Annotated in this window: 27 protein-coding genes; 15 read left to right on the top strand and 12 right to left on the bottom strand. The window is 44.9% G+C overall.

All coding sequences use genetic code 11. The features are described from left to right. Position 1 precedes the first annotated feature (1 nt). Positions 2–1,186 (top strand): glucuronyl esterase domain-containing protein, encoded by a 1,185-nt coding sequence (locus AAA943_RS16025; protein ID WP_338225286.1) that lies wholly within the window; start codon positions 2–4, stop codon positions 1,184–1,186. 22 nt (positions 1,187–1,208) lie between these two features. Here the strand turns inward: AAA943_RS16025 and AAA943_RS16020 are convergent, their stop codons facing one another. Next, entirely contained in the window at positions 1,209–2,528 is a 1,320-nt protein-coding gene (locus AAA943_RS16020) for a polysaccharide deacetylase family protein (protein WP_338225285.1), read from the bottom strand. Positions 2,529–2,816: 288 nt separating this feature from the next. Between AAA943_RS16020 and AAA943_RS16015 the strand changes: the two genes are divergently transcribed. The 6 genes from AAA943_RS16015 to AAA943_RS15990 all read left to right on the top strand — a co-directional run bounded on the left by AAA943_RS16015 (position 2,817) and on the right by AAA943_RS15990 (position 7,428). After that, complete coding sequence (locus AAA943_RS16015) at positions 2,817–3,164, top strand: single-stranded DNA-binding protein (RefSeq protein WP_338225284.1); 348 nt, start codon at positions 2,817–2,819, stop codon at positions 3,162–3,164. A 164-nt stretch (positions 3,165–3,328) separates the two neighbouring features. Next, positions 3,329–4,324 (top strand): sialidase family protein, encoded by a 996-nt coding sequence (locus AAA943_RS16010; RefSeq protein ID WP_338225283.1) that lies wholly within the window; start codon positions 3,329–3,331, stop codon positions 4,322–4,324. 16 nt (positions 4,325–4,340) lie between these two features. Further along, positions 4,341–5,276, top strand: coding sequence for a dihydrodipicolinate synthase family protein (locus AAA943_RS16005; RefSeq protein WP_338225282.1), 936 nt, complete (start codon positions 4,341–4,343; stop codon positions 5,274–5,276). Positions 5,277–5,294: 18 nt separating this feature from the next. Continuing rightward, positions 5,295–6,797: a sodium:solute symporter family protein gene (locus AAA943_RS16000; RefSeq protein WP_420915613.1), complete on the top strand. Its 1,503-nt coding sequence runs from the start codon at positions 5,295–5,297 to the stop codon at positions 6,795–6,797. 92 nt (positions 6,798–6,889) lie between these two features. Continuing rightward, positions 6,890–7,105, top strand: coding sequence for a DUF2683 family protein (locus AAA943_RS15995; protein ID WP_338225281.1), 216 nt, complete (start codon positions 6,890–6,892; stop codon positions 7,103–7,105). Next, positions 7,102–7,428 carry a hypothetical protein gene (locus AAA943_RS15990; RefSeq protein WP_338225280.1) on the top strand — a complete coding sequence of 109 codons (327 nt, stop codon included), beginning with the start codon at positions 7,102–7,104 and terminating at the stop codon, positions 7,426–7,428. The genes AAA943_RS15995 and AAA943_RS15990 overlap by 4 nt, the downstream gene beginning before the upstream one ends. A gap of 188 nt (positions 7,429–7,616) precedes the next feature. Here AAA943_RS15990 and AAA943_RS15985 read toward each other — a convergent pair whose 3' ends face one another. Further along, a complete protein-coding gene (locus AAA943_RS15985) occupies positions 7,617–7,757 on the bottom strand; it encodes a hypothetical protein (RefSeq protein ID WP_338225279.1) in 141 nt (46 codons plus the stop codon). A 76-nt stretch (positions 7,758–7,833) separates the two neighbouring features. On the opposite strand from AAA943_RS15985, the gene AAA943_RS15980 reads away from it, so the two are divergent. From AAA943_RS15980 to AAA943_RS15965, 4 genes are all read left to right on the top strand, one after another. Then, positions 7,834–10,797, top strand: a complete 2,964-nt coding sequence (locus tag AAA943_RS15980; RefSeq protein ID WP_338225278.1) for a DNA polymerase III subunit alpha — start codon at positions 7,834–7,836, stop codon at positions 10,795–10,797. A gap of 221 nt (positions 10,798–11,018) precedes the next feature. After that, on the top strand, positions 11,019–11,480 hold the full coding sequence (locus AAA943_RS15975; protein ID WP_338225277.1) for an antitoxin Xre-like helix-turn-helix domain-containing protein: 462 nt from the start codon (positions 11,019–11,021) through the stop codon (positions 11,478–11,480). A 3-nt stretch (positions 11,481–11,483) separates the two neighbouring features. After that, entirely contained in the window at positions 11,484–11,939 is a 456-nt protein-coding gene (locus AAA943_RS15970; protein ID WP_338225276.1) for an RES family NAD+ phosphorylase, read from the top strand. Between the two features lie 79 nt (positions 11,940–12,018). Continuing rightward, positions 12,019–12,975 (top strand): DUF1295 domain-containing protein, encoded by a 957-nt coding sequence (locus AAA943_RS15965; RefSeq protein ID WP_338225275.1) that lies wholly within the window; start codon positions 12,019–12,021, stop codon positions 12,973–12,975. Here AAA943_RS15965 and AAA943_RS15960 read toward each other — a convergent pair. The 5 genes from AAA943_RS15960 to AAA943_RS15940 all read right to left on the bottom strand — a co-directional run bounded on the left by AAA943_RS15960 (position 12,935) and on the right by AAA943_RS15940 (position 17,052). Then, positions 12,935–13,246: a hypothetical protein gene (locus AAA943_RS15960; protein ID WP_338225274.1), complete on the bottom strand. Its 312-nt coding sequence runs from the start codon at positions 13,244–13,246 to the stop codon at positions 12,935–12,937. The two genes, AAA943_RS15965 and AAA943_RS15960, sit on opposite strands and share 41 nt — an antisense overlap. A 418-nt stretch (positions 13,247–13,664) precedes the next feature. Beyond that, a complete protein-coding gene (locus AAA943_RS15955) occupies positions 13,665–14,711 on the bottom strand; it encodes a hypothetical protein (RefSeq protein ID WP_338225273.1) in 1,047 nt (348 codons plus the stop codon). 96 nt (positions 14,712–14,807) lie between these two features. Continuing rightward, positions 14,808–15,218, bottom strand: a complete 411-nt coding sequence (locus tag AAA943_RS15950) for a group III truncated hemoglobin (protein ID WP_338225272.1) — start codon at positions 15,216–15,218, stop codon at positions 14,808–14,810. Further along, entirely contained in the window at positions 15,215–16,456 is a 1,242-nt protein-coding gene (locus AAA943_RS15945; protein WP_338225271.1) for an alkaline phosphatase family protein, read from the bottom strand. Before AAA943_RS15945 ends, AAA943_RS15950 begins: the two co-directional genes overlap by 4 nt. Before the next feature lie 83 nt (positions 16,457–16,539). Then, positions 16,540–17,052 (bottom strand): GNAT family N-acetyltransferase, encoded by a 513-nt coding sequence (locus AAA943_RS15940; RefSeq protein WP_338225270.1) that lies wholly within the window; start codon positions 17,050–17,052, stop codon positions 16,540–16,542. 91 nt (positions 17,053–17,143) lie between these two features. Here AAA943_RS15940 and AAA943_RS15935 point away from each other — a divergent pair, with 91 nt between their 5' ends. From AAA943_RS15935 to AAA943_RS15920, 4 genes are read left to right on the top strand one after another with little or no spacing between them, the layout of a single operon-like run. Beyond that, a complete protein-coding gene (locus AAA943_RS15935) occupies positions 17,144–17,491 on the top strand; it encodes a PadR family transcriptional regulator (protein ID WP_338225269.1) in 348 nt (115 codons plus the stop codon). 10 nt (positions 17,492–17,501) lie between these two features. Then, positions 17,502–18,188, top strand: a complete 687-nt coding sequence (locus tag AAA943_RS15930; protein ID WP_338225268.1) for a hypothetical protein — start codon at positions 17,502–17,504, stop codon at positions 18,186–18,188. Further along, complete coding sequence (locus AAA943_RS15925) at positions 18,185–18,811, top strand: hypothetical protein (RefSeq protein ID WP_338225267.1); 627 nt, start codon at positions 18,185–18,187, stop codon at positions 18,809–18,811. Before AAA943_RS15930 ends, AAA943_RS15925 begins: the two co-directional genes overlap by 4 nt. Then, entirely contained in the window at positions 18,808–19,506 is a 699-nt protein-coding gene (locus AAA943_RS15920; RefSeq protein ID WP_338225266.1) for a hypothetical protein, read from the top strand. Before AAA943_RS15925 ends, AAA943_RS15920 begins: the two co-directional genes overlap by 4 nt. Here the strand turns inward: AAA943_RS15920 and AAA943_RS15915 are convergent. The 5 genes from AAA943_RS15915 to AAA943_RS15895 all read right to left on the bottom strand — a co-directional run bounded on the left by AAA943_RS15915 (position 19,494) and on the right by AAA943_RS15895 (position 25,701). After that, positions 19,494–20,366 (bottom strand): bile acid:sodium symporter family protein, encoded by an 873-nt coding sequence (locus tag AAA943_RS15915; RefSeq protein WP_338225265.1) that lies wholly within the window; start codon positions 20,364–20,366, stop codon positions 19,494–19,496. The two genes, AAA943_RS15920 and AAA943_RS15915, sit on opposite strands and share 13 nt — an antisense overlap. Before the next feature lie 151 nt (positions 20,367–20,517). Beyond that, entirely contained in the window at positions 20,518–21,651 is a 1,134-nt protein-coding gene (locus tag AAA943_RS15910) for a DUF819 family protein (RefSeq protein WP_338225264.1), read from the bottom strand. A gap of 50 nt (positions 21,652–21,701) precedes the next feature. Next, complete coding sequence (locus AAA943_RS15905; protein WP_338225263.1) at positions 21,702–22,742, bottom strand: DegT/DnrJ/EryC1/StrS family aminotransferase; 1,041 nt, start codon at positions 22,740–22,742, stop codon at positions 21,702–21,704. Between the two features lie 22 nt (positions 22,743–22,764). Then, positions 22,765–24,054, bottom strand: coding sequence for a glycosyltransferase family 4 protein (locus tag AAA943_RS15900; protein WP_338225262.1), 1,290 nt, complete (start codon positions 24,052–24,054; stop codon positions 22,765–22,767). Positions 24,055–24,246: 192 nt separating this feature from the next. Continuing rightward, a complete protein-coding gene (locus tag AAA943_RS15895) occupies positions 24,247–25,701 on the bottom strand; it encodes an NADP-dependent isocitrate dehydrogenase (protein ID WP_338225261.1) in 1,455 nt (484 codons plus the stop codon). Positions 25,702–25,743 lie beyond the last annotated feature (42 nt).

The raw sequence follows: 25,743 nt of genomic DNA, 5'->3' as shown, positions 1-25,743 counted from the left end.
TATGAGAAGTGTTTGGATTTGGATTTTCACCCTGACCAGCCTGACTGCTATGGCCCAACAAGAACCCAATTACGAAGAAAGCAAAGTACCTGCTGTGGTCCTTCCGGATATTTTTCTGAGTGAAAAAGGAAAATGGATTCGAACAATAGAAGAGTGGGAAAAAGTCCGAAGGCCAGAGATATTCCAGCTTTTTGAGTCAGAGGTGTATGGAAAAATTCCCAAGGATTTTGACTCCATGAATTTTGAAAAAGTCAAAGAGAGTCTAAACCCCTACCCGGAATCAGCAGATTTGGAAGAAATCAACATTACCGTCCGAAGAAATGGTAAATACCATACCATGCGAGTCAATCTATTTCTTCCCAAGTCAGGTAAAGGCCCATTTCCTGTAATTCTACTGATCAATTACCTTCCAAAATATCCCGATGGCAAGTTGGTAGATGAGTCTTTTTGGCCGGTGAAAAAACTGATTGAAAGAGGTTTTGCCACGGCATCCTTTCATGCAGAAACCGTGGCTCCTGATTTAACAGAATCCTATCAACAAGGCATCATTTCCACCCTTTATCCTGAGCAAATCGGTCAGCCGAATGGCCTCAAAGCCTTCGGTGCTTGGGGCTGGGCTGCCATGCGTGCCATGGATTATTTTGAGCAGCATCCTCAAATTGACAGCAAAAAATCGGTTTTGGTGGGCCACTCCCGAACCGGCAAAACCGCTCTATGGACTTCCGCCAATGATCCCCGATGGGCCATCACCTATGCCAATGAGTCAGGTTGCGGAGGTGCGGCTATTTCCCGAAGGAAGTACGGAGAAACTGTCGAAGCCATCAATCGGCGTTTTCCCTATTGGTTTGCAGACAACTTCCGAAAATACAATGAGCGGGAAGAAGCTCTTCCTTTGGATCAGCACATGCTGCCCGGATTGATTGCTCCGAGGGCAGTTTACTATTCCAGTGCGAGAGAAGATCGTTGGGCGGATCCAAAAGGGGAATATCTGGGACTAAGTCTAGGCAGCCGGGTGTTTTCGGAGATTTATGGGAAAAAGGCGGTTTTTGAACAGGAGTTTGAAGCCTTGAGCGGGCCTGTTCACCTTGAATCCGTGGGCTACCATATCCGGGAAGGCAAGCACGACCTGACTTGGGAGGATTGGAGGATTTTTCTGGAGTTTGTGAGTAAAACTTATAAAGAATGATCAATATGGAGATTGAATCAGATCAGTTTGCCTGCTCCAATACCACTTCTCTTTGAGAAAGAGGCACATCATAAACTACAAAATCACCCTTCTCATCATTTCCAAAGACCAAATCCAGCTTGTTCTTCCCTTGAGTTCCTTGCACTTTTTTCCAATCCGAAGGAATGTAGGTTTTAAGAGTCAAGGGAACCCGATAGATCTGTGGATCCAAAATTGAACTGAGACTGATCGAAATCCTCTCAGCATGGACTTCTGTAGTCACCTGAGTGGCTTTCCTCTCTCTGAGATATTGGGTTACCTCCCGAAAAGGCGCTACCCAAACCTGATCTTCTTTTGCCTTGATATAGGAGAAGTACTCGACCAATTCCTGACGGGTTTTGGGTTCCCAACCCAGATTCCCCACACCATGATACACCAAAACCAGCCAAGTGTGGTCGTGATTCATGAGTGTGTCAACCCAACTTTTCATCTGGGCTACATCAGTACGGGTAAGCGGTCCTCTTTGCCATTGAACATACTCTTTTTCAGATTGTCCGGGAGTCATTTGGCTGCCCCGGTTGATTTCTTCCAGCCATTCTTCCGGCATGCGATTTCGGAGAGCTGGATATATTGTGTGAGCATATTCCATGACCCTTTCATTTTCTGTTCCGTAGGGCCCTTCCGCTGTGAATACTGACTCAGGACCTATGAATTTCAATAAATCCGCTTTGCTCTGTTCAAGTTCATAAAGCATATTGGCTTCATCCAAAACAGCAAGCCGGGGATGAGTTACCGTATGGGAAGCTATTTCATGACCTTGATCTGAGTAGGACTTGTATTGCGCCCAGGTGGTGGTGTCTTCCACATTGTTGTGAAAAACCACATCATCGGTATCCTGGATGGTTCCTTTCCGGATTTTCTCATAGCCTTCATCAATCAGGGCATAGGCTTGGTCCACCCTTCCCTGTTCAAAAAGAGAGCCTGCCCGGGCGTGGTAATCTTCGGCCTCACTTGTACCGGTAAATGCAATCAATGATGCTCTTTCAAAAAAATTGCTGGAATCAGTCGGGATGGTCGCTGTCTCTTTGATGATCTCAGCCGGATCTCTTCCGATGAATTTTCCCTTGCCCGATCCTTCTACTTTTCCGGTAATGATGTAAAAAGTAGCCAAAAGATCAAGGCTGTCCAATATTGGCTTGGCAATCGTCAGTTGGTTGATAATTCCGTCATCAAAAGTGATGGAAACCGCCCCGGTTTTGTCTCCATACCACTTGGTGATTTCCGTTTTCCCGACCTGGGGATCGGGGGAAGTGCAGGAAACCCAGCAAAGAGTGGCGAAAATACAGGCGAGTAGCGTCTTCATGAAAGAGGGAGATTGGATGGAAAACCAATATCCGAAAAAGAAAAGGAGGGTAAAAACCACCAGTCAAGTTTTAGGAAAATGATGGAGATGAATGCTTAGACTTTTTTCCTGTTTTAAAAAAAATGCCCTGAGGGCTAAAAAACGGAGATTATCCGACAACAAACGACTACAATCGAATACAACTGCTTAACTACCGACTAGTCCCTGGATCTCTCCCCAATTTTGACCCATCAGTTTTCCTCTGGCGAAAACGCAAAACAAATCTTTCACATCTAACTATTCAACATCATGAACGCGCTAAGAAACAAAGTTCAACTCATCGGTCGCTTGGGCGACAAAGTCGAAATCAAAACCTTGGAATCCGGAAAAATAGTAGGCCGGGTAAGCATCGCTACTCAAGAGGTCTATCGGAATGCTCAGGGAGAAAAAATCACGGATACCACCTGGACTAATCTGGTGGTCTGGGGAAAGCAAGCTGAAACTCTTGAAAAATACACGGACAAAGGCTCAGAAGTAGCCATCGAAGGCAAACTCTCCAATCGTTCCTACACGGACAAAAACGGGGACAAAAAGTACATCTCCGAGGTGGTCATTTCAGACTTTCTTCTACTGGGAGGAAAAGAAAAACAAGATTAAAATGGGGATCAACCCATTGACCAAGCTAAACCGTGTACGCGAATAGTAATCCAAAATTCTAAATCTTCAAGAAAAGCTCAGGTCAGAGCCGGACAGTTTTCAAAAAATGTCCGGCTTTTTTGTTAGGTTCAATTCCATTTTGCTACCCAAACTAACCCAAGCCTATGTACTCCCTGATTTCATTTTTCGGACTTTTGAGTCTGCTGGTTTTCGAAGAAAAACCAAAACCTGAAATTCTTGCTTCTGGATTTATTTACGAAACAGCCCCTTTTCCTTCCTGCCATGCTTCAACCCTTTTGGAAACTCCTGATGGGATTTTGGCCGCTTGGTTTGGAGGCACCTATGAGCGGCATCCCGATGTGAATATTTACACCTCCCTGAGGAAAAACGGTTCCTGGTCCACTCCACGGGAAGCGGCAGACGGAATTGAAAACAAAGACTTCCGAAATCCAACTTGGAACCCAGTCTTGCACCAAAAAACCAATGGGGAAATTGTCCTTTTCTACAAAGTAGGCCCCAATCCTAGGGAATGGTGGGGGCTTTATAAAACCTCCACGGATGGGGGAAAAACCTGGTCCAAAGCCATCCAAACCCCTCCCGGCTACCTCGGCCCGGTGAAAAACAAATCTGTTGTTCTATCAGACGGCACCTTGTTGCATCCTTCAAGCTTTGAAACCAACGAAATCTGGACTACCCACATGGAATTTACCAATGCGGACTTGAAAAACTGGAAGAAAGTGGAAGTGCCAGGCCCCTTTCAGGCGATCCAACCCACGATTCTTTTTCATGGAGGGGAAAAACTTCAGGTCCTGACCCGAACCCAAGAAGGAGTCATCGCCACGGCCTTTTCAGAGGATAATGGAAAAAGCTGGACAGCATTGAGTTCCAGCGGCTTGGTCCACAACGGCTCCGGGATCGACGCGGTGACCTTAAAAAACGGATACCATCTGCTGGTTTGTAACCCAATTCCCAAAGGAAGAAATAAATTGAGTCTCTTGGGCTCGACTGATGGCAAAAACTGGGAAGAGCTTTTGGTGCTGGAAGATGAGCCCAGCGGAGAATTTTCCTACCCTGCCATTATTCAAGCCAGTGACGGTACTGTGCATATTTCCTACACTTATCAGCGGGAAAAGATCAAGTACGTTCACCTCAGCCTCTAACCATTTTTTTCAGCCTATGAAATCCAGCGCTTCCTATTTTGGAATTATTCCACCACTCATTACTCCCCTCAATCCGGATTGGTCATTAGATGGGATACACACTGAAAAACTTATCGAACACCTGGTGCAAGGCGGAGTTCATGGGATCTTTATCCTGGGTACCACCGGTGAATTTGCCAGCATCAGTCAGGATGTAAAAAGTGATTTGATTCGATTGACCTGCAAAAAAGTAAACCGGAGAATTCCCGTTTTGGTGGGAATTACCGGGTGCTCCATGGTGGAGAGTTTGGATTTGGCCAGCATTGCCAAAGATTCAGGAGCTGCGGCCCTAGTGGCAGCGCCACCTTTCTACATGAATATCGGGCAGGAAGAACTTCAAGCCTACTACCTGCAATTGGCAGACTCGGTGAATCTTCCCCTGATGCTGTACAATATGCCTTCCCACACCAAAATCAGCATTGCCATTGAAACAGTGGAAGTGCTGGCTTCTCATCCCAATATCATCGGAATCAAGGACAGCAGTGGGGATTTGGGCAATTTTCAGGAACTGTGCAAAAAATTCGAGGATATGCCTGAGTTTCGGATTTTTGTAGGCCCGGAGGAAATTCTTGCTTCCACCCTGAAAATGGGCGGTCATGGAGGAGTCACCGGAGGCGCCAATCTTTTTCCCAAACTGTATGTCCAAGCTTTTGAAGCCTTTCAGCAGGGAGACGAATCACGCTTGGGCCAACTCCAAGAAACCATCCTTTTTCTCAGCGAAAAACTCTATCAAAATGCCAGCTATAAATCCAGCTATTTGAAAGGACTAAAAGCCGCCATGAGTTTCGAAGGCCTATGCAAGGGGATTTTGGCACCTCCCCTGACTGCCTATTCTGAAGAGGAAAAGGCTTTGCTCAAAGAAAATTTTCTCGAGGTCAAAAACCGGGTAAGTCGAGTTTTAAACCCATCTTAAGTCTCGAAACAAATCCTTATGCCTGATTTAGACCTTTTGGTTTTTTTCGTTTACCTCCTCGCCATCGTAGGTTTTGGCGTTTCTTTTTCCTTCAAAAAAAGATCCTCTTCAGATTTTACCACCGGAGGTGGAAGGCTCCCTGCTTGGGCAATCGGGATGTCGATTTTCGCCACCTTTGTCAGCAGCATCAGCTTTCTGGCCTTGCCTGGAAATGCCTATTCAGGCAATTGGAATGGATTTGTATTTAGCCTCTCTATTCCTTTGGCAGCTTGGATTGCTGTCCGGTATTTTGTCCCGCTTTACCGGAAATTGGGCAGCGAATCCGCCTATTATTATCTCGAGGAGCGTTTTGGCACTTGGGCCAGAATCTATGCCTCGGCCTGCTACCTTCTCACCCAGCTCGCCCGAATGGGGGCCATATTGTACCTCTTGGCCTTGGCTGCCCAGGCATTGTTGGGTTGGAGTATTCCGACGATTATTCTGATTACGGGAATCAGTGTGATTGTCTATTCCATGTTTGGAGGAATCGAGGCGGTCGTCTGGACAGACGCTGTGCAGGGAATTGTGCTAATTGGAGGTGCTTTGGCTTGTCTAGGGGTGATCTTTTGGGAAATTCCCGGAGGAAGTTCGGAAGTGTTTCGCATAGCCGAGGAATCGGAAAAGTTCAGTTTGGGGAGTTTTGAACTGGATTTCACCACCTCTACCTTCTGGATGATTTTGGTGTATGGACTATTTATCAACCTGCAAAATTTCGGAATTGATCAGAGCTATGTGCAGCGCTATCTCACAGCCAAAACCGAGCAGGAAGCCAAGAAATCCACTTGGCTGGGAAGTTTGCTCTATGTGCCGGTTTCCTTTATTTTCTTCATGATCGGAACTGCGCTTTTTGGATTCTATCAAGCGCAACCGGAACTTTTGCCCAAAGGAATAGCCGGAGACAAGGTTTTCCCACACTTTATCGTAAACCAACTGCCTGTAGGAATCACTGGGCTGTTGATTGCCTCCATTTTTGCAGCGGGGATGAGTACGATCTCGACCAGTGTGAACAGTTCTGCCACGGTGATTTTGTCTGATCATTTCAAAAAGTACATCCATCCCAAGCCTTCGGAAAAGACTTCTCTATTGGTCTTGAGACTGGCTTCATTGGGGATGGGAATACTCAGCATTTTGGTGGGTTTTGCTTTCAATGGCGTGGAAAGTGCCTTGGATTCCTGGTGGGCTTTGGCTTCTATCTTTAGCGGAGGGATTTTGGGACTTTTCCTCTTGGGACTTTTGTCCAAAACCCAAAAACCACAAGCCTTGATTGCTGTGATTTTAGGCGTTTTGGTGATTGCCTGGATGAGTCTTTCTACGGTTTGGGTGAAAAACGGCTTTCCCGAAACCTTCGCCAATCCGCTTCACACGAATATGACCATTGTGATGGGCACGCTGACGATTTTTGTGGTGGGCTTTGGTTTGGGGATTTTCATACAAAAAAGAAACATTAAGATCAAGTCATTCCAGGATTTGAATAGGTGGTAATGCTATTTTGAGTCTCATGAATATTTGATCTTTTTCTTACCTTATGTCTGAAAATAAAAAAACACCCATTGCCCCCTACCGTAAAATAAACCATGAAAACAATCCTAATCGAACCAGAAGATCAAGAGCAGCTCAAAGCGATTACTACTGTTTTGAAAGCCATGAAGGTGAAATTTAGTACTTCAAAAATGGACGTCGAATCTCTTAGAATTCTTAAAAGTGTGGCAAAAGGATTCAAGGAACTAAAAGACGTCGAGTCAGGAAAAATCAAAGCCAGAAATGTTCAGGATGTATTGGCCGAACTATGATCTATCATGTCAAGACTCTTCCTGAATTTGAAAAAGAATTAAAGCGTCTGGCAAAAAAGTATCCTTCCCTCAAAGATGACATGCTCAAACTGGCCAAAAGCCTTTCTCAGCAACCCAATCAAGGCACTCCACTTTTTAAAAATTGCTATAAAATCCGTTTGGCTATCAAAAGTAAAGGAAAAGGGAAATCAGGTGGAGGAAGAGTAATCACACATTTTGCAATCAAGAAAGACAGTGTCTACTTGCTCACGATTTATGACAAATCGGAAAAGGATTCCCTGCCCAACCAATACATTAAACTATTACTTGAATCTTTTGAGTAGGCTTCTCCTCAGTTTCAAGGCTTTTTAGAAAAATTAGATGATTTGCAATTGTTCAGCCTAGTCGCCGCTTCAAAAATAACCCCGACATTTTTCTCCAAAAATCTCAACTTTCTTGGATGGAGAACATACTTTTTGTTTACATTATAAACACATTAATGTTAAAATAATTAACATTTAGCTTATCAGAATCAGCTTCCAAAAGTTGCCGCTATGCTGCTTCTGGAGAAGCGGCATTGAAGCATGTCCAGCGTCCCGAGACGCAGGACAAAACATGCTCTTGGAATCAACTTTTCCAAAGTTTCGAACTTTGGAAAAGTTCGTTCAAGCACAACTCCTCGGATTTGGCCATGCCAAACCTTCGAGGTTTCAAAACCCTCAAAGGTTTTACCCAATCATAATTCAAACATGTTTATCAACTGCCATTCTCACTTCAGCTTCAAATACGGGACGATGTCTGTGGAAGCGCTGATCGCTGAGGCGAAGGGCAAACGACTCGACGCCCTCGCCCTGACAGACATCAACTGCACTGCCGGGATTTTCCCCTTCATCCGGGAAGCCCAAAAATCCGGTATCCACCCCGTCATCGGCATCGACTTCCGCAATGGTATCCAGCAGCAATACATCGGCTTGGCTCGGAATCAGGAAGGTTTTTTCGAGCTAAACAAGCACCTCTCCGAGCACCTGGTTCACAAGCGGGAATTCAAAGCACGGGCTCCCAAGTTTGAAAACAGCTTTGTGATCTATCCTTTTTCGGAAAAGACTTTTCCCCTACGGGAAAATGAATACATCGGCGTACATCCTGCCCAACTCAACAAGCTGCTGACCTCGCCGTGGTTTCGCAGAAAGGAAAAGCTCGTGCTGCTCCAGCCGGCTACTTTTACTTCCAAGCTTGAGTTTAATGCGCATCGACTTTTGCGCAGCATGGATCTAAACACTTTGCTGAGCAAGCTACCCGTTGAGGAGCAGGCAGATGTTACGGATCAGCTCTACTCCTATGCGGACCTGATCGCCCGCTGCGAAAGTCACAGCTACCTACTCGTCAATGCCCAAAAGCTCCTGGAGCAATGCCAGTTTTCCTTCTACTTCCAAGCCGTCAAAAACCGACGGGATATTCTGGGTTCGGACTGGGAAGATTTTGACTTTCTCCGGCAGGAAACTTACAAAGGTGCACTGCATCGCTATCCGGATTTTTCGCCAGAAATTTCCAAACGCATCGACAAGGAGCTCGAGCTCATCCAGCAAAAGGGCTTTGTCTCCTACTTCCTGATCAACTACGACATCATCACCTTTGCCCAGCAGCGCAACTTCTACCACGTCGGCCGGGGATCGGGTGCCAACAGTATTGTGGCCTATTGTCTGGGCATCACGGACGTGGATCCGATCGAGTTGGACTTGTATTTTGAGCGCTTTATCAATCTCTATCGGGAAAATCCCCCCGACTTCGATATTGACTTCAGCTGGACCGACCGGGATGAGGTGACGGATTACATTTTCCGCAAATACAACGGAAAGCAAGAAGAGCATGTGGCTCTATTGGGTTCGTACAGCACTTTTCAATACAACTCCATGCTGCGGGAATTGGGAAAAGTATTTGGTCTACCCAAAACCGACATCGAGTCTCTGATCCATCATGCTGATAAGGAAGGCTACGTACCCGATCAGTTTGGCAAACTGATCATCAAGTACTCGCAGGTGCTGCATGACATGCCTTCGCATCTGACCATCCATGCCTGCGGAATTCTGATTTCCCACAAACCCATCCACTACTACACCGCGACGGACATGCCTCCAAAGGGCTTTCCTCTGGCCCATATCGACATGCACATTGCAGAAGATATTGGGCTGCACAAGTTTGACATCCTAAGTCAGCGGGGACTCGGTCACATCAAATCATCTTTGGAAATCATCTACCAAAACCAGGGTGTGAAAGTAGATATCCGGGAAGTAGAAAAATTCAAAAAGGATCCCAAAATCAAGGAGCATTTGCGCACCGGGCATACCATCGGAGCTTTCTATGTGGAATCCCCCGCCATGCGGATGCTTTTGGCCAAGATGAAAGCCGATACCTATCTGGAACTGGTCGCAGCCAGCTCTATTATCCGTCCGGGAGTGGCCCGGTCCGGAATGATGCGGGAATACATCCTGCGCCATATCAGCGAGGAGCGTCGCAAACAAGCCCATCCAGTCATGTGGGACATCATGCCCGAGACCTACGGGATCATGGTCTATCAGGAGGATGTGATCAAGGTCGCTCACTACTTTGCCGGATTGAGTCTGGCCGAAGCAGATGTACTGAGACGAGGCATGAGCGGAAAGTCCAGGTCCAAGGACGAATTCCAGCGGGTGAAGGACAAGTTTTTCGCCAACTGCAAGAAGCTGGGGCGGGAAGATCAAGTAGCCAAAGAAGTCTGGCATCAGATCGAGAGCTTTGCAGGATACTCCTTTGCCAAAGGACACTCGGCTTCCTTTGCCGTGGAAAGCTACCAGAGTCTGTACCTGAAAGCCTACTTCCCGCTGGAATTTATGGTCGGGGTGATCAATAATTTCGGGGGATTTTATCATACCGAATTCTACGTCCACGAGCTCCGGATGAACGGAGCCGACATCCAGGCTCCTCATTTGAACGAGAGTGAATACCTGACCCGAATCGCTGGAAAAACCGTTTTCCTGGGATTTATCCATATGAAATATCTGGAGAAAGCCGCGGTGGAAAAGCTGCTTTCCGAGCGGAGAGTAAATGGGCCTTTTCTGGGTTTGGCGGACTTTGTGTCCCGTGTGGAAATCGGCCTGGAGCAGCTGCTGATTCTGATTCGGATGACTTGCTTCCGGTTTACAGGAAAGACCAAACAGGAACTCCTCTGGGAGGCCCATTTTCTCCAAAACAAACGAAGTACCTTGGTTCATACCAATGAGCTATTCCGAACCGGGGAGATTAGCTTTGGCAAAAAGCCCCCGGAAGTGCCCGATCTGGACGAGACCGATATCCGTCAGGAGATTTTGGATCAGATCGATATCTTGGAATTTCCGCTGGACTCCCCTTTTCACCTGGTCAAAGACCAAAGTATCCAAGGGATCAAAGCCCGGGAAATGACCCAGTATTTAGGGAAAAATGTAATGATCTTAGGCTACCTCGTCACAGTCAAATATACCCGAACAGTCAAAGGAGATGTAATGAACTTCGGTACCTTTTTGGATCGGGATGGAGACTGGATCGACACGGTACACTTCCCTCCCGTGGTCAAAAAGTATCCTTTCAAAGGCCGGGCGATCTACAGGATCGAGGGTAAAGTCGTGGAAGAGTTCGGCTTCTACTCCATCGAAGTGGATAAATTGGAGCGGATGGCGTATTGGAATGCCGGGGAGGACTGAGCGTCAAGAAAGGCTCCAGTGAGCTTCTAGCAAAGGGCCAGATTGGAAGGTTTTTTTTTATCACGAAGTCAGGAAGACGCTATGTGGTGTGATAAAAAGTAATCCAAGGTCATAGGAAAATCTCTGTTTGTACTGATCCACTTAGATAAAAAAAGGTTAAGAAGAAGAATCATTTTCGGACAAATTACGTTATCTTAATGGACAAATTACCGATAAATACCATGGCAAAGAAACTATCTAAAGTAAGTGAGCCGGCGGTAGCCCTTTACCAAAAAGCAAAAATGAGCGTAGGAGACATTCTAAGAATAGATTTAGCTGACTTGAACGAGCCACTCTCCCGATTGGACACATTTCGAAGTGGCCTGGATAAGAGTGCCTTTGAAAGCTTCAAAGCACTTTCAGGCCTAGACTATGAGACCTTGGCAGACGCTTTGGGGGTCTCTGCCAAGACCCTGCAGCGCAAGGAAGTATTTGACACAGGTCAGTCCGAAAAGCTCTATCAGCTGGCTGAGCTGTATGCTATTGGGATCAATTATTTTGGTAGGGATGGATTCCGTCGCTGGATGGAGCGACCACTTTTTACCCTCGGTAATCGCATTCCCCTAGATCTAATCGACGTATCCGAAGGGATATCACTTCTCAAGACAGAGATCCTAAGACTTCAGCACGGAATTGCAGTCTGAGTAATGAAGGCCTATCGAATCGCACTGACTCCATTTTGTGATGCAAGTGGAGAAGGAGCCAAACTGTATGGTGGAAGATGGAATCTCCAAGGAACGCCAGCGATTTATACAGGAGCAAGCATCTCTGCCTGTTTACTGGAAAGGCTTACCATAGACTCTGAAATCCTATCCTCAGAGCGGTATTTGCTCTATTCTGTCATGGAATTTGAAATTCCCGACCATCTTATTTTTTATCCAGGTGAAACTGAACTACCCAGAGATTGGAACAAGATCCCTGCAGCCAAACCTTCAATGGAGTACGGCACAAATCTACTCAACTCTGGAATCACTTGTTTTGGAGTGCCTTCGGTAGTCGACCCTAGCTCCTTAAACTTTGTAATCAATCCTAATTCGAAGGATTTTCACTTGATAGAATCAAAAACCTATCCTTTGACACTTGACAAAAGAATTCTGCGGTAAGCCTTGAGAAGACTCTCTCTTCTCCTATTATTTGGTTTTTTTAGGTTTTGACTTATTTTCATCAAAAATCCACAACTGCATGAAAATCCTCCAAACCGCAATTATTCTGATTTTCACCATACTGGTTGTTCCTGTTTTTACCTATTTATTCGGAATCCCACTGGGAGAGAAAGAGTGGGAAGTCCTAAAAGTGCTGATGTATATCTGTGGATTTTCCATAGCTTACTGCTTTATCGTCGGGGAATTGACCAACAACAACAGCCAAGTGGATAAATACTGGAGTATCCTGCCGATAATCTATGCTTGGGTGATGGCCTACTATGGGGATTTCAGTCCCAGAATGATTTTGATGGCCTCTTTGGTCACTGCCTGGGGAGTCAGACTTACCTACAACTTTGCCCGAAAAGGAGCTTATCGATGGAAGTTTTGGGAAGGTGAGGAAGACTACCGGTGGGAAATTTTGAGGAAAAAACCGGAATTCCAGCCCCGTTGGAAATGGACTCTTTTCAACTTGTTCTTCATTTCTGGCTACCAGAATATACTCATCCTTCTCTTTACTCTCCCTATGCTGGTTTCTTTGCAATTTGATGGGGCAGCTCTCGGTATTTGGGAATTGATCGTGACTTCTGGAGTGCTCTTTTTTCTAGTCCTTGAAACTATCGCAGATGAACAGCACTGGAACTATCAAAGTGAAAAATGGAGATTAATCCGGGAAGGAAAGCTGCTTCATGGAGACTTTGCTAAGGGCTTTTTAGACAAAGGTCTTTGGGCAATTTCCCGTCATCCCAATTACCTTGGAGAGCAGGGAATCTGGGTCTGCTTTTACTTCTTTTCAGTAGCAGTTTCCGGTCTTTGGATCAACTGGTCCATTGTGGGAGCGATGTTGTTATTGATTCTATTTCAAGGGAGCTCCAACTTCAGCGAAGAAATAAGCGCCTCCAAATATCCGGAATACAAAAATTACCAAAAGAGAGTGCCTCGGTTCATTCCAAAAGTTAGGCCTGAAGGCGTTGGAAAGCCTGCCCCCTCCTCCTGAGATGGGTTAGATTTGGTCTGGCCGGGATCTTTGAGAGCTTATTTTCAAAGGACCTTATGATGTCCAAGGGGGATTGGATTTGATAATTATCTTCCTCGTCCAAGATCACTCCTAATCGGGTCTCTAATTCAAAGAGAATACCTTCAACATAGATTCGATCGACAGCTATTTCTGAATAAAATTTTCTCTTTTTTTGACTTCCTGTGGTAGGAATTCCAAATTCCTGAAATACGGAAAGAATGATTTTTGAGAGATTCATCTTGGTTTTCATAACAGTAAGGATTGGGGGTTAAATATGTCCATGTTTAATAGTCATACAGAAAATCAAATCCTTCATTCACGAATTAGTCACTATATTTTACTCTTTTACATTTGAAACGGGAATGATATGATTGAATTGGATTAAAGCAGGGAAAGGAAAAAATAAGTAGAAAAAAGATACCTGACTGGTTTGGATTTTAGGTAAAACAATCATTCAAAAATCAGTAGAATTACCTTTCCTTTGCTTGGATTAAGTTGGCTAATTCCGAAAGGAAAATCAGTCTAAAAATATAAATCAGGAATTTGATTTTAGCATTTATTGCAAATTCCATTTCATCCGGAAATAAAGAGTAAACCAAAGGGTTCCAGTGGGCATTTCAACTTGGCTTTGGCGCTAATCTTTTTTGGACACAAAAACAGTCCTTTTCCTAAAAAGAGTAGCTCCCATCCAAATTCCTACAAGAACTGACTATTCTATCCTTGAAAAGTTTGTCAGATTTCAGCATAACAAAGAACTCGGAAACGAAAGATTTCATCGCTTTCAAATCTGCGGAAGTATACAGGTCTTGATATTGGTCAATCAAGCCCATAAGCTCCGACTCCTTGTCCAGAAAATGCTGCCTTACATATTGAAATAAAGATTCATCCCTACAAAATCCTCTGTAAAGCCTTTCAGTGACTTTGCTAATGGGCACTGCTGAATTAACCTGAGCATAGGGAGGATTGACCAATCCGCACATGTCAAAATCATAGGCAAGTGGATAAATCGTCTTTTGACCTACGATCATTACTTTTTGATTATGCTGATACAGCCCTGACCAATCCGTATTGCCAATCATCATCTGATAGAAATCATGAATAACCGTGGCGGTATCTTCCATGATATTGGGTGGAATTTTCTTCTCAGAGATCTCAGCGTCAAATCGTTGGGCAACATCGTCATCATCCTCAATCACAAAGCCCAAAAGCTCCTCCTGCTCCCCTTTTTTATCATCCAGATTGGTCAGCTTCATTTTGACCAATCGGGTTCTGAAATAGTAATCAGTGACTAATTCATACATCTTGTAAGCCAAGTATTCCTTTCCTACATAGTTGCCGGAATTCTTCCCTTTCGCACAGGGAAGGACCAATTTCAACTTTCTGGTTCCCTGAAAAATAGACCCTTTGGCATCATCTTTTGCCATTCGGATGCGGGTGGGAGGATAATAGCAGTTTTTAAGTCGAAAATTTCCTCGGGTTCTGATTTCAAAAGGATAGGTTTCCCAAGTACCCTCTTCATTGACAGAGATATCCTGAGTCATAAAAGTAGAATCGTTGGTCTCAACTCTTAGCTTTTTTAGGGATATGGACATATCCAGTTCAAGAACCTCATTGGAATCAAAAAGCCGCTTTTCACTTTGCGCCAAAAGCTCCTGAAGAGAAAAAGAAAAGGCTATGGCTACAACTAGAATCCTTAGGGTTAGACGTGCTTGCATGGGTTGATAAAATTCGATCAGCATTAAAAGTTAGGAATTTTATCCTTCTTTTTCACCATACAAAAATTCAGACTAACCTAATCCACACTAGTGCTGCTAGCTGCTGGGAGGGATAGCTTGTCTTGCTTCCCAAATTCTCATAAAAAGCATATGAGCCATTCTTCGGGCATGTTCCTTGGCATATTCTGCTGTTTCCCCCTCGAAATACCGATTGACAGTAGCAAACCACAATTCCAACCAATTCCCAAAATGAGCTTGGTCGATGGTGTAATTTACCGACACATCAACTTCCCGATGAACCTGCGCCGGATTGAATTTTCCACGCCCCGGACCGGTCTGAAGCAGAATCATTTCCCAGAAATCCGACAGATGAATCAAATGGTGATCCCAATCCTTGACGATTTGATTGAAAATTGGCCCCAAAAGCTCATGCTCACGAACTTTCCCGTAAAACTTTCTAACCAAAAAATCAACTTCCTTTCGGGACTGGATAGGGATTCTGTTCATTTGAGGATAGGTTGTAGCACTTCCAATTTCCCATCGATATCCGAAGGAATAGGCAAACCCAATAATTGGCAAATCAAGGGATACACATGAATGTTATCAAAGGAATCAATGGTCAATCCCGATTTGATCTGAGGTCCCTTGGCATAGAAGATGGCATGCATTTCTTTCTCCTTGGGATCAAAACCATGCTCCCCACGTGCTGTAGAACCATCCATTCGCATTCTCCTAGCCACCACATCGAGGTATCCTTGATCATTGGCAAGGTAAAAGCCTAAGTCTGCTAAAATGATCAAATCCCCAATCCGATCGGCATGAGTAGATAAGTCACCATAGTACTCCAAATCAGCCGGATCAACGATCTTGAATCGCCCCTTTTTTGTCAATAGCTGTTGTTTGACTGCTTCTTTTTCCCCTGGATTTAGAAGGTACACATGCGCCAAAGCCCCGCTATTGACTATTCGGGCTTTGATTCCGTCCACCAGCTGATCCAGCAAAATTCGATTTTCCAAAGTCACATCCACCATTCCATGGTCTGACACAATAATGATATTTACCTCTTGATCCAAGCTTTTTACCCCTTCAAAAAGCGCCCCGAGTTCGGCATCCAGCTTTTTCAATCGGGCTCCGATTTGCTCTTCGTCACTTGGTCCATATCGATGCCCAATATCATCCATGTCGGAAAAATACATGGTAATCATCCTCGGCCGAATGGAATCCGGCATCTGAAGCCATTCAAAGGCTTTGGAAATACGGGTCAGGTTATTCACCCGCCCGTCATAATCGTAATAGTAGCTAGGCCTGACTCCTTGGATAGCGGCCTCTGAACCTACAAAGAAATAGCTTGCGGCTTTGATACCGTTCTGCTCCGCAAGCACCCAAAGCGGAGTGCCTCCGTACCAAGATCCATCCGTCACCAGTTCCCGCTTGCCGATCGCATAGACTTCGTCTTTCTCAGGATCGTAAAAGGTATTGTCCACGATTCCGTGCCGCTCAGGACGCATACCGGTGGCGATGGTGTAGTGGTTCGGGAAAGTTTTGGAGGGAAAGGAAGAGATCATGGATTGGGCCTGAGTCCCTTCCGAGATAAATCTGGAGATATTCTCCGGCTTGAATCGCTCCACATAATCGTATCTAAATCCGTCCAGAGAAATGAGAATTACTGTGGGTTCTTTTTCCTGGGCCAAAATGGTAAAACTAATTCCGAGAAGAAAAACAATTTGAAAAACGACCTTAATCATGTGAGACTTGATTTTTAGAAGAAGTCACAAACTTAAAGGTTTGTTCCCGGAAAAATGTTCCATTGATTTGATCAGGTCTATTTTCAAAAGTCAATGCGCATCAGGTAATCTGTCTGAATCTCGTCACCGAATGGAAAAGGATGGCTTCCGAAGATGCGAAGGCCATTTTTCTCATAGAAGCGGATCGCTCGGGGATTATGCTCCCACACGCCCAGCCAGAGGTATTTTTTTTGGTTTTGCTTCGCAAAGTCAATGGCCGTATCAAGTAGCCTTTTCCCAAATCCACTGCCCAAATGCTCCTCTAAAACGTACAGCCTTGCGATTTCCAGACTTTCTGGATCATGAATATCCGTCTGTGCAGGTACCTGATTGACTTTGGTATACCCGATAATTTCGCCTTCCAATTCTGCCACAAAAAAGGTAGAAGCAGGATTGGCCAGCTCCTTTTCAAATTGATTTAACGTAAAGGCTTCAGCAAGATAGGCTTCTACATTTTCAGGCTTATTTCCGGCGGTAAATGCCTGCAAAAAGGCCGTTCGGGCCATGTGGAGCAAGTCAGCTAGATCTGAAGGAATTGCTTTTCGGATGGAAATCATGGCGGCAAGCAGCAAATTTTTTGAAAAAAATAATATACCTCAGCTTCTTATGTATGTAAGATTTTGATATATTCGAATCAAACTTAACACCATGTCAAGCAACGCGCTGATCAAAGGAAGTCTTCAAACCATCATCCTCAAGCTGCTGGAAGAAAATGAAAAGATGTATGGCTACGAAATCACACAAAAAGTAAAGGAACTCACAGCCGGGGAGATCAAAATCACCGAAGGTGCCCTCTACCCTGCCTTGCACAAGCTCGAAGCCGAAGGACTCCTCACCACCGAAATCCAGCAAGTGGACAATCGGGTCCGGAAATACTACAGCCTGACCAAGGATGGGCAAAAAGAAGTGAGCTCCAAGCTCGCCGAGCTTCAGGCTTTTGTCGAGAGTATGCAACGCATCATCAATCCGGGATTGAAGCCGGAATTGGGATTTTAACTTTTGATAAATGAGAAAGCTTTCCGAACAAGAACTCAAGCTTGTCCAAATGGCCATATCCGAAAAGGGGATAAACTCTGCCGAACTTCTGATGGAAGTATATGATCACTTTTTAAGTCATTTGGAAAGCTTCCCCGAAGAGCAATTTGAAGTTCAATTGAATTCGCTGAACTTAAAATGGTCAAAGAGGTATTGTGCAAAGCTTCAAGACAACCTCAGAAAAAATCTGAATAAAACGGTAAGGAAAATCCAGTGGAATCTGATCAAAAGTTATTTTTCTTGGCCAAAGTTTTTCATTACCCTATTACTAATCGGCGGAATCACTCTATTGATCAATCTTCTCACCAGTAAATTACAATTGGCTATCCTTTTCTCAGTACCTCTGATTTACCTAACAGGGTTTCTGGCTATGGTTTTGTTTAGGACTCATCAAAAGCTAAAGCCCATTAAATCCACATTCAAGGATTCTGGTCTTAAAATCAACTCGCTTTACAGTTCGTATTTTATCACATACCTGACTTTGCCTTTTCATTTTTACAATATCTGCCTCAATATTCCTAGAATACTTAAAGCGAATCAATTGGTCTCTGATGAATTGGTGAATTATCTATCCATTGGCTTTTGCTTTATCATTTATATTCATGCTATTACAGTCTATGAAGCCTGGAAAATCAAATCCAAAACTGCTTTGATATGAGAACACTTTCATCTACTCAATTGGATAGAATTCGGAGAAAAATCAGCTCAAGTCAAGTCTACTACACCGACATCCGGGCCGAGCTGACTGACCATATTGCCTGCAAAATCGAAACGGAAATCAAGGATGAAGAAGAATTTGAAAGCTTACTCCAAAAGTCCTTGGCGGAGATCAATCCAAGTAAGTTTCAGCGAAATCTTTTGATTCAGTCGCACTTCAGTTCCTTGAAAGAGTTGTTGGGCAATTTGGGCAACCTGAGAATTATGGTCAAAACCGTCGGGATGACTTTGATTATCGGCTCCTTTATCAATGTATTTTCAACTTACACCCCTGAAACTGCCGAGAAAGCACTCAAAACTGCTTTCTTGATTACCTGTTATGGAGGATTCGTTTTGGGACTCTGGAAAAACAAATACCTCAGCAATTCTCAGGTATTGACCTCGGCAAATGTCTTATTCTTTATCGCCTCTCTTTCCCAGTTCTTTCTCCGACTGGAGTGGCTGGCATGGACTGGAGCGAATCCTAAACCGCTTTTGTTTTTTATGACTGCCTGCTTTTCCTTTATCCTTTGTTCAGGCTATGCCAACCTATTCCGGAAGTTAAAAAAGGTCCAATGGACATGAAACTTTCTCCTGACCAAATCACCACACTCAAAAAACTCATTTCCATCAAAGGCTATGAGGAAATCGACGTGCAATACGAGATTTTGGATCATGTGGCCTGTCGGATCGAAGTGCTGATGGACGAAAATCCCAAATTGTCTTTGGAGGATGCTTTCCGAAAAACCCACGCCGAATTCGGGATTTTTGGCTTTGCTGACTTGGCGGATTCCTACCGAGAAAGCATCCGAAAGAGGTTTTGGAGCCGATATTGGGCGAGTTTGAGAAGCTTAGTGACTTCCTATCGGGTAATTTATCTTATCCTACTCGCTTGGAGCTTTCATTTGGTCAGTCAGAATTTTACCTTTTTTGGAGAGCGTCTCACCGCACCGGGTTGGGCGGTGATTGGGCTGATGATCTCAATGGTCCTTTTCTTGATTTACTTTCATCGAGTAGGGAAAAAATTTAAAAACTACGCGACTTTCAAGCATGGGCTGAGTTTCTTTGGTGGGTTTAATTTGATCATCCATATTTCTATTCAGGGAATGCGGTTTTTGATGGGCCCCAAGATCCCCATGGAATTGAGCTTTCAAGGAATTATGGCTTGGATTACTATGGCTGCTTTGCTTATAGCTTGGGTTTCGCTTTTTCTTTTACCAAAAATCATCCAGGAAGCCTCCATGGAAACCCAGCGACTAAAAGCGATCTACGAAGCCTGAGTTTTCCTCTTCCTATTTCCCCAAAAAATCACCACAGCCGCCGTACCAAACATAATCAGGCTGTAAATCGCCGAAGGGATGGTCATCACCGAATTGACAATCAAGGTGGCTGCGATGGTGATTCCCAAAGTACCATTCTGAATTCCTGACTCTACAGCGATGGTGAGACTTTGTCGGAAATTCAACCCCGCCATCTTCGCAATTCCATATCCCAAACCTAAAGTAGCTATGTTCAAAGCTAAAGAAGCTGGTCCGGCTTCGATAAAAAACTGAACCAGATTGTCCTTTTCCTTCAAAATAGCCGCGATGATGATGATCACAAAAAATACGGCAGAAATCTTCCGAAAGGGAGCATCCCAACGCCTAGCCAGTTCAGGAGCTTTTTTCAACACCAACATTCCAATCGCCACAGGAATAATGGTGATCGCTAAAACCGCCACCACCGTCCCCAAAATCTCCAGCTTTAACTCTTCTCCCCCCGGGATAAAGTAGCCAATTGAAAAATTGACGATAAATGGAATGGTCACAACGGTAATCAAGGAAGAAAAGGCAGTCAAGGTGATCGAGAGTGCAGAATCCCCTTTGGCCAAATGAGTAATCAGATTAGACGTAGCACCGCCGGGACAGGCTGCCAAAATCATCAATCCTACTGCCAACTCCGGGGAAAGATCAAATGCCTGCGCAAGCAAAAAAGCAACTGCCGGCAACAAAATGATCTGATTGAATAATCCCAGAGAAACTGCCTTGGGGTAAATCAAAATCCGCTTAAAATCAGCCGGAGTAAGGCTTAACCCCATTCCAAACATGATCACGGCCAAGGATAAGGGCAAAAACAATTCTGTAAGCAAGCTGGATTCCATGGTATTTTGGGTTATTGGTTATTGGTAATTGAGTTATTGGTTATCAGGAATTTTTAACATCATCAATTCCATGAAAATTGAAAATTGCTCATTGGAAATTGATAATTCTTGTGTCTTATGTCTTGATACTAGATACCTGATACTGGATACTTCAAAGCATCCCCGCCACAGCAAACCCAACATACGTTCCGAGTGCATTTCCCAAACTCCCCACCAGCACCCCGGGAATCAATAAATCGGGCCGATTCAGACTCTCTGCCGCAGCCAAAGCCGTGGTATTTCCACCCACATTGGCTTGAGAGGCTACCGCAAGCACGTCCCAATCCATCTTCAGCAAGGCTCCTATCCCAAACAAAACTACCCCGTGGATCAATACCAAAAGCCCAACAAATAGCATCAGCGTTCCCGCCAACTCCCCCGTTTTTGCTAAAGCTCCAAAATCACATAGTGTCCCAATGACTGCCAAGAAAATCAGAATAAAGAAAAAGCCAAAAGTTTGCTTTCCATATAGTTGTTGAACAGAAGGAAATTGAGCCAGAATCAAGGCCAAGGTGGTGAGGAAGATGATCTCAGGCACTTGAGGAAACCAAGTCACCAGCACCTTGCTAATTGCCATGCCCAATAAGCCTAAAGCCAAAATCGAAGCCAAAGAAGATATAGAAATGTGCTCGATTGTCCGGATTTTCTCCCCGTTTTGGGCAGAAGCGAGTTTCTTTCGAGGGAATAGTTTCTGCAGGTATTTGGGTAAAATCAACGTAGCGATAATCCAGGGCGTACCGATCAGATTATCGACAACGGTAGTGGCTGCAAACAGATTCCCCGCTTCATTTACCTTGTAGTGTAGGGCTACCGCATTGAAATTGATCGATCCGCCGATATAGGTTCCGGTATACATACCCGCTACTGCCGGTGCAAGTTCCCCGATTTTCACCTCCGGATTCACCAAATACCAGGAAATAAGAACCCCGGCGACAGTTGCTGCCGAACCTAATAAAAACATGCCCAAAAGTGGTAATCCGGCATTTTTCAAACTTTTCAAATCCACCTCCAACAAGGCGATAAAAATCCCCAGAGGTGCCAAATAAAGGAAAACCCCATCATACACCGGACTTCCTTCCATGGCACTCGGAATCACACTCAGGTTGGAGAGCAAGGCACAGATCAAGATGACCCAAATCGGGGTTCCGACGGTTTTTCCCCAAGAAAACCGGGTTAGCCATTGGGCAAAAAACACAGCTATGCAGAGCGTACCTGCAATAAAGATTGGCTCTTGGGTGAAGGACATGAGGGAAAATAGAAAAAAAGAAGCAATTGCTGATAACAATCTCTTCAGACCTAAAAAAATCGCCGAACTTCCCGAATGATTTCCTCTGTCTCGGCAGAAGTCAAAAAGGGATTAAGTGGCAAGGAAAGCCCTCTATGAGCCAACCTTCTGGAATCCTTAAAATCTCCGGTTTGAGAAAAAGGCTTCATATCCGGCAAAATCATCGGATAGTGAATAGCTGTCCCAATTCCTTTCTCCGCCAGATAGAACTTCAGCTTATCCCTTCTTTCGGTTTGGATCACAAAAAGGTGAGCATTATGATCCTCCGCTAAAATCCCATCCGGTAAAGTCAGTTCGGGAATTCCACTAAACGCTTCCAGATATCGCTTAGCAATCGCTTTTCTCTTTTCCTGATTTTTTTCAAAATCCTCCAGCATCACATTCAAAAAAGCCGCCTGCAGCGTATCCATTCGGCTATTTCTTCCGACCAGTTCGTGCTCATCCCGGATGGGCTGCCCGTGATTGAGCAGGAGTCTGATTTTTGTAGCCAGTTCAGGGTTTTGCGACAGGCACATTCCTGCTTCTCCCAATGCTCCTAGATTTTTGGTCGGATAAAAACTCAGGCAGCCTACATTTCCCCAGGTTCCGGCTGATTTTTCGTTTTGAAAAGCGCCAAAAGCTTGAGCCGCATCTTCAATCACAAAAAGTTGACGGGATTTGGCTTTTTCCATCAATGGCTTCATGTCCACCATTTTTCCATATAGGTGAACCGGAAGGATAGCTTTGGTTTTTGGAGTGATAGCATTTGGCCAGTCTACTGAAATCAAACCTTGCTCATCCGTATCCACAAAAACTGGTTTTGCCCCTACCAGAATCACCGATTCGGCGGTAGACACCCAAGTCATCGCAGGTACAATGACCTCATCTCCTGGGCCGATTCCCAAAGCCCGAAGAGCCAATTCCAAAGCATCGGTCCCATTGGCGCAGGGAATGGAATGCCTGGAATTTAAAAAGCTCGAAACTGATTCTTCCAAGACCTGAACTTCCTTCCCTCCTGAAAAAACCCCAGCCTCCATCACCTCTGAAAATCGCGATTTTAACCGTGACTTCAAGGTTTCATCCATTCGGCCTAGATCAAGAAACGGTATTTTCATCCAAAATTTGAGCTAAATCAAAGGTGAGGGATCTTCGGGAAAAACGATCCAGATCGGCGCCATCTTTATTTGCTATTCCAGAATCCATCAGCTCCCTCAAAGCCACCTGAATACCCACAAAATCATCATGCCGAATAACTTTCCCGGCTTTTCCTTCCTGAATAATCTGAGCCGAATCCCCATTTGGGTCTCCCAAAGCCAAAATGGGAACACGGGTTGCCATGTATTCAAATAGCTTCCCGGGGATATTTCCCTGGGCATTTTTAGTATCCGTGAGGATCAGGACTAGAGCATCAGCTTGCGCATAAAACCCAAAAACCTCCCTGTGGCTGACATATCCTGGAAAACTGACCCGATCTGCCAACCAAGCATCCTGGGCTACAAACTCCCGAACTTGCTCAGACACCTTCCCCACAAAAGTCAGGCTGACGGCTTCTCCTGTTTCCGCAAACTCTTCCTTGAATGCTTTGAGCAGAGGAGTCGGATTCCGGATCGAGTCTATCACCCCAGAATAAACCAAATGAAGAACTCCAGCTTGTTTTTCTTTTGGAGAAAAGCCATCCGGAATGTCTGAAGGGTCAAATCCATTAGTCAGCAGGTGAATTTTCCTTTTGGCCAATTTTTCTAAATCCATTTGAAAAGTGGGAGAAATGGTCATTACTGCATCCGCTTCCTTCAAAACAGTTTCCTCCAAGAGTTGATGCTTTTTCCTTACTCTGGATGTCATCGGCAGCGTGTCCAAAAACTCCCAATGCGACCAAGGATCCCGAAAATCAGCAATCCAAGGCAGGCCTGTCTTTCGCTTGAGGTCTCTCCCGATCAGATGCATGCTGTGAGGGGGGCCGGTGGTAATGATGGCCTGGAACTGCCCACTCTGAGCTAAATCAGTCAAAAACTTCACCGATGGCTTCACCCAAAACACCCTAGGGTCAGGCACCAACAAATTAGCCCTAGCCCAAATGGCTGCTTTTTCCAAAAAACCCTTTTCCTTCTGCTCCAGCAATCTTCCAGGATGGGTTTTGGATTTTCTTTTCACTTTGGAGAAAAGCTGGTAAGGTTCCCAAATCGGGAATTTGATTACCTCCAGATGAGTGGGGATTTCTTTTTCCAGACTTTCATCTTTAAGATCAAAATCCGGATTTTCGGGCGTAAAAATCACAGGTTCCCAGCCTGCCTCTGGCAAATACTTGGCAAACTTCAACCAACGCTGCACTCCCGAGCCACCGCTTGGCGGCCAGTAATACGTGATGATGAGAACGCGTCGGGACATGGATGATTTGAAATTTATGGTTTGAAATTAGAAAATCCTTCCAAAAAGAAAGGGGAAAGTTTCCTCTCCCCTTAACTTCATTATTCAGTGTTAGAAGCTCGACGCTCGATTTTTTCTATAAGCCTCCAGCTTTCAAAAACCTCAAAGGCTCTTTCAAACCTCGTAACTCGTAAATCAAAATTCGTATTTCCTTTACTCCCCTTGCGCCAAGGAATAACCTCTGACTCCATCGAAAGTGTAAAGATGCTCAGTCTTGATAAAGTCAAAGCCCAGATCCTTAATCTGCCGGAGCAAGTCTAACACATCCCAGTGGGTGATTGGGGCTCCATCATCGGTTTTGAATCGACATCTCCAGTGGTCGGTACAGAAGGTTTCCTTTAGTCCTTCAGGGAAAACCTTCACACCTCGGTTGGTAATCAAATGAAGTTGTAGCCCGTTGGCATTGGCTTGTCTGAGTCGGTCACCGATTACGTTTGGATCTCTGCCTTCTTCATCCCAGTCGATAAACACATCCACCCCGGTCAGCTCTTTCTTCGCTTTGATTTTCGAAGTCAATCTGATTTTCATGGGCTCGGTATCCTCCTTGGAGAAGGTGACAGGAGTCATTTTCTCCGGTTTTTGTCCGAGTCGCTCGATGATAGCCTGAGCAAACTCCTGCGTACCGGCCTTTTTGGTAGAAAGCCCATCCTGATAGATATCTCCGGTATGGATGCCATCTTCGAGGGTTTTCATCCAGGCATTGGCTACTATTTCTGCGATATCCGGCTGCCCGATATGGACCAGCATCATGATGGCCCCGTTGAGCAATCCGGAGGGATTGGCCATATCCTGTCCTGCAATATCCGGAGCAGAACCATGGATAGCCTCAAACATTGCTACTTCCTCTCCTACATTGGCAGAGCCTCCGAGTCCTACCGAACCCGTAACTTGAGCTGCTACGTCGGAAATAATGTCCCCATACAAATTCAGGGTCACAATCACGTCAAATATTTCCGGTCTCTCAGCAATAAGGGCTGTTCCGATATCGATGATTTTGTGGTCAGTCTGGATTTCAGGATATTCCTTGGCTACCTCATCAAACTTCTTGTGGAAGTGCCCATCGGCCAGTTTCATGATATTGTCCTTGGTCATGCAGGTGACCTTCTTTCTGCCATATTTTTTGGCATATTCAAAAGCATATCGGATGATTTTTTCCGAACCCGGCTCTGAAATAAGCTTGAGGGTCTGGTAAACTTCCTGAGTTTGTCTGTGCTCGATCCCTGCGTAGAGGTCCTCCTCATTTTCCCGAATGATGACCAAGTCAGTTTTGGGGAAATGGGTTTTGACAAAAGGAGAGTAAGCTTTACAAGGTCTTACGTTAGCAAACAGACCAAAAGATTTACGGGTAGTCACATTGAGGGATTTGAAACCTCCACCCTGGGGAGTAGTGATCGGAGACTTCAAGAAAACTTTGGTCTCTCTAAGTGACTGAATAGCCCTTGGCTCCATCCCGGAACTGATCCCTTTCAAGTAGACTTTTTCACCTATTTCAATGACATCGTATTCCAGCTGCGCACCGGCCGCTTCCAGGATCGCCAGGGTGGCTTTCATGATTTCCGGACCGATTCCATCACCATAGGCAACCGTAATTTTTCTTTTGGAGGACATAGAAGTTATTGTTTAGTTTTGGATTAACTGCCGCAAAAGTAA

The organism is Algoriphagus confluentis, from assembly GCF_036245625.1.
Classification (GTDB): Bacteria; Bacteroidota; Bacteroidia; order Cytophagales; family Cyclobacteriaceae; genus Algoriphagus; species Algoriphagus confluentis.
This window is presented reverse-complemented; position numbering and strand designations above follow the sequence as displayed.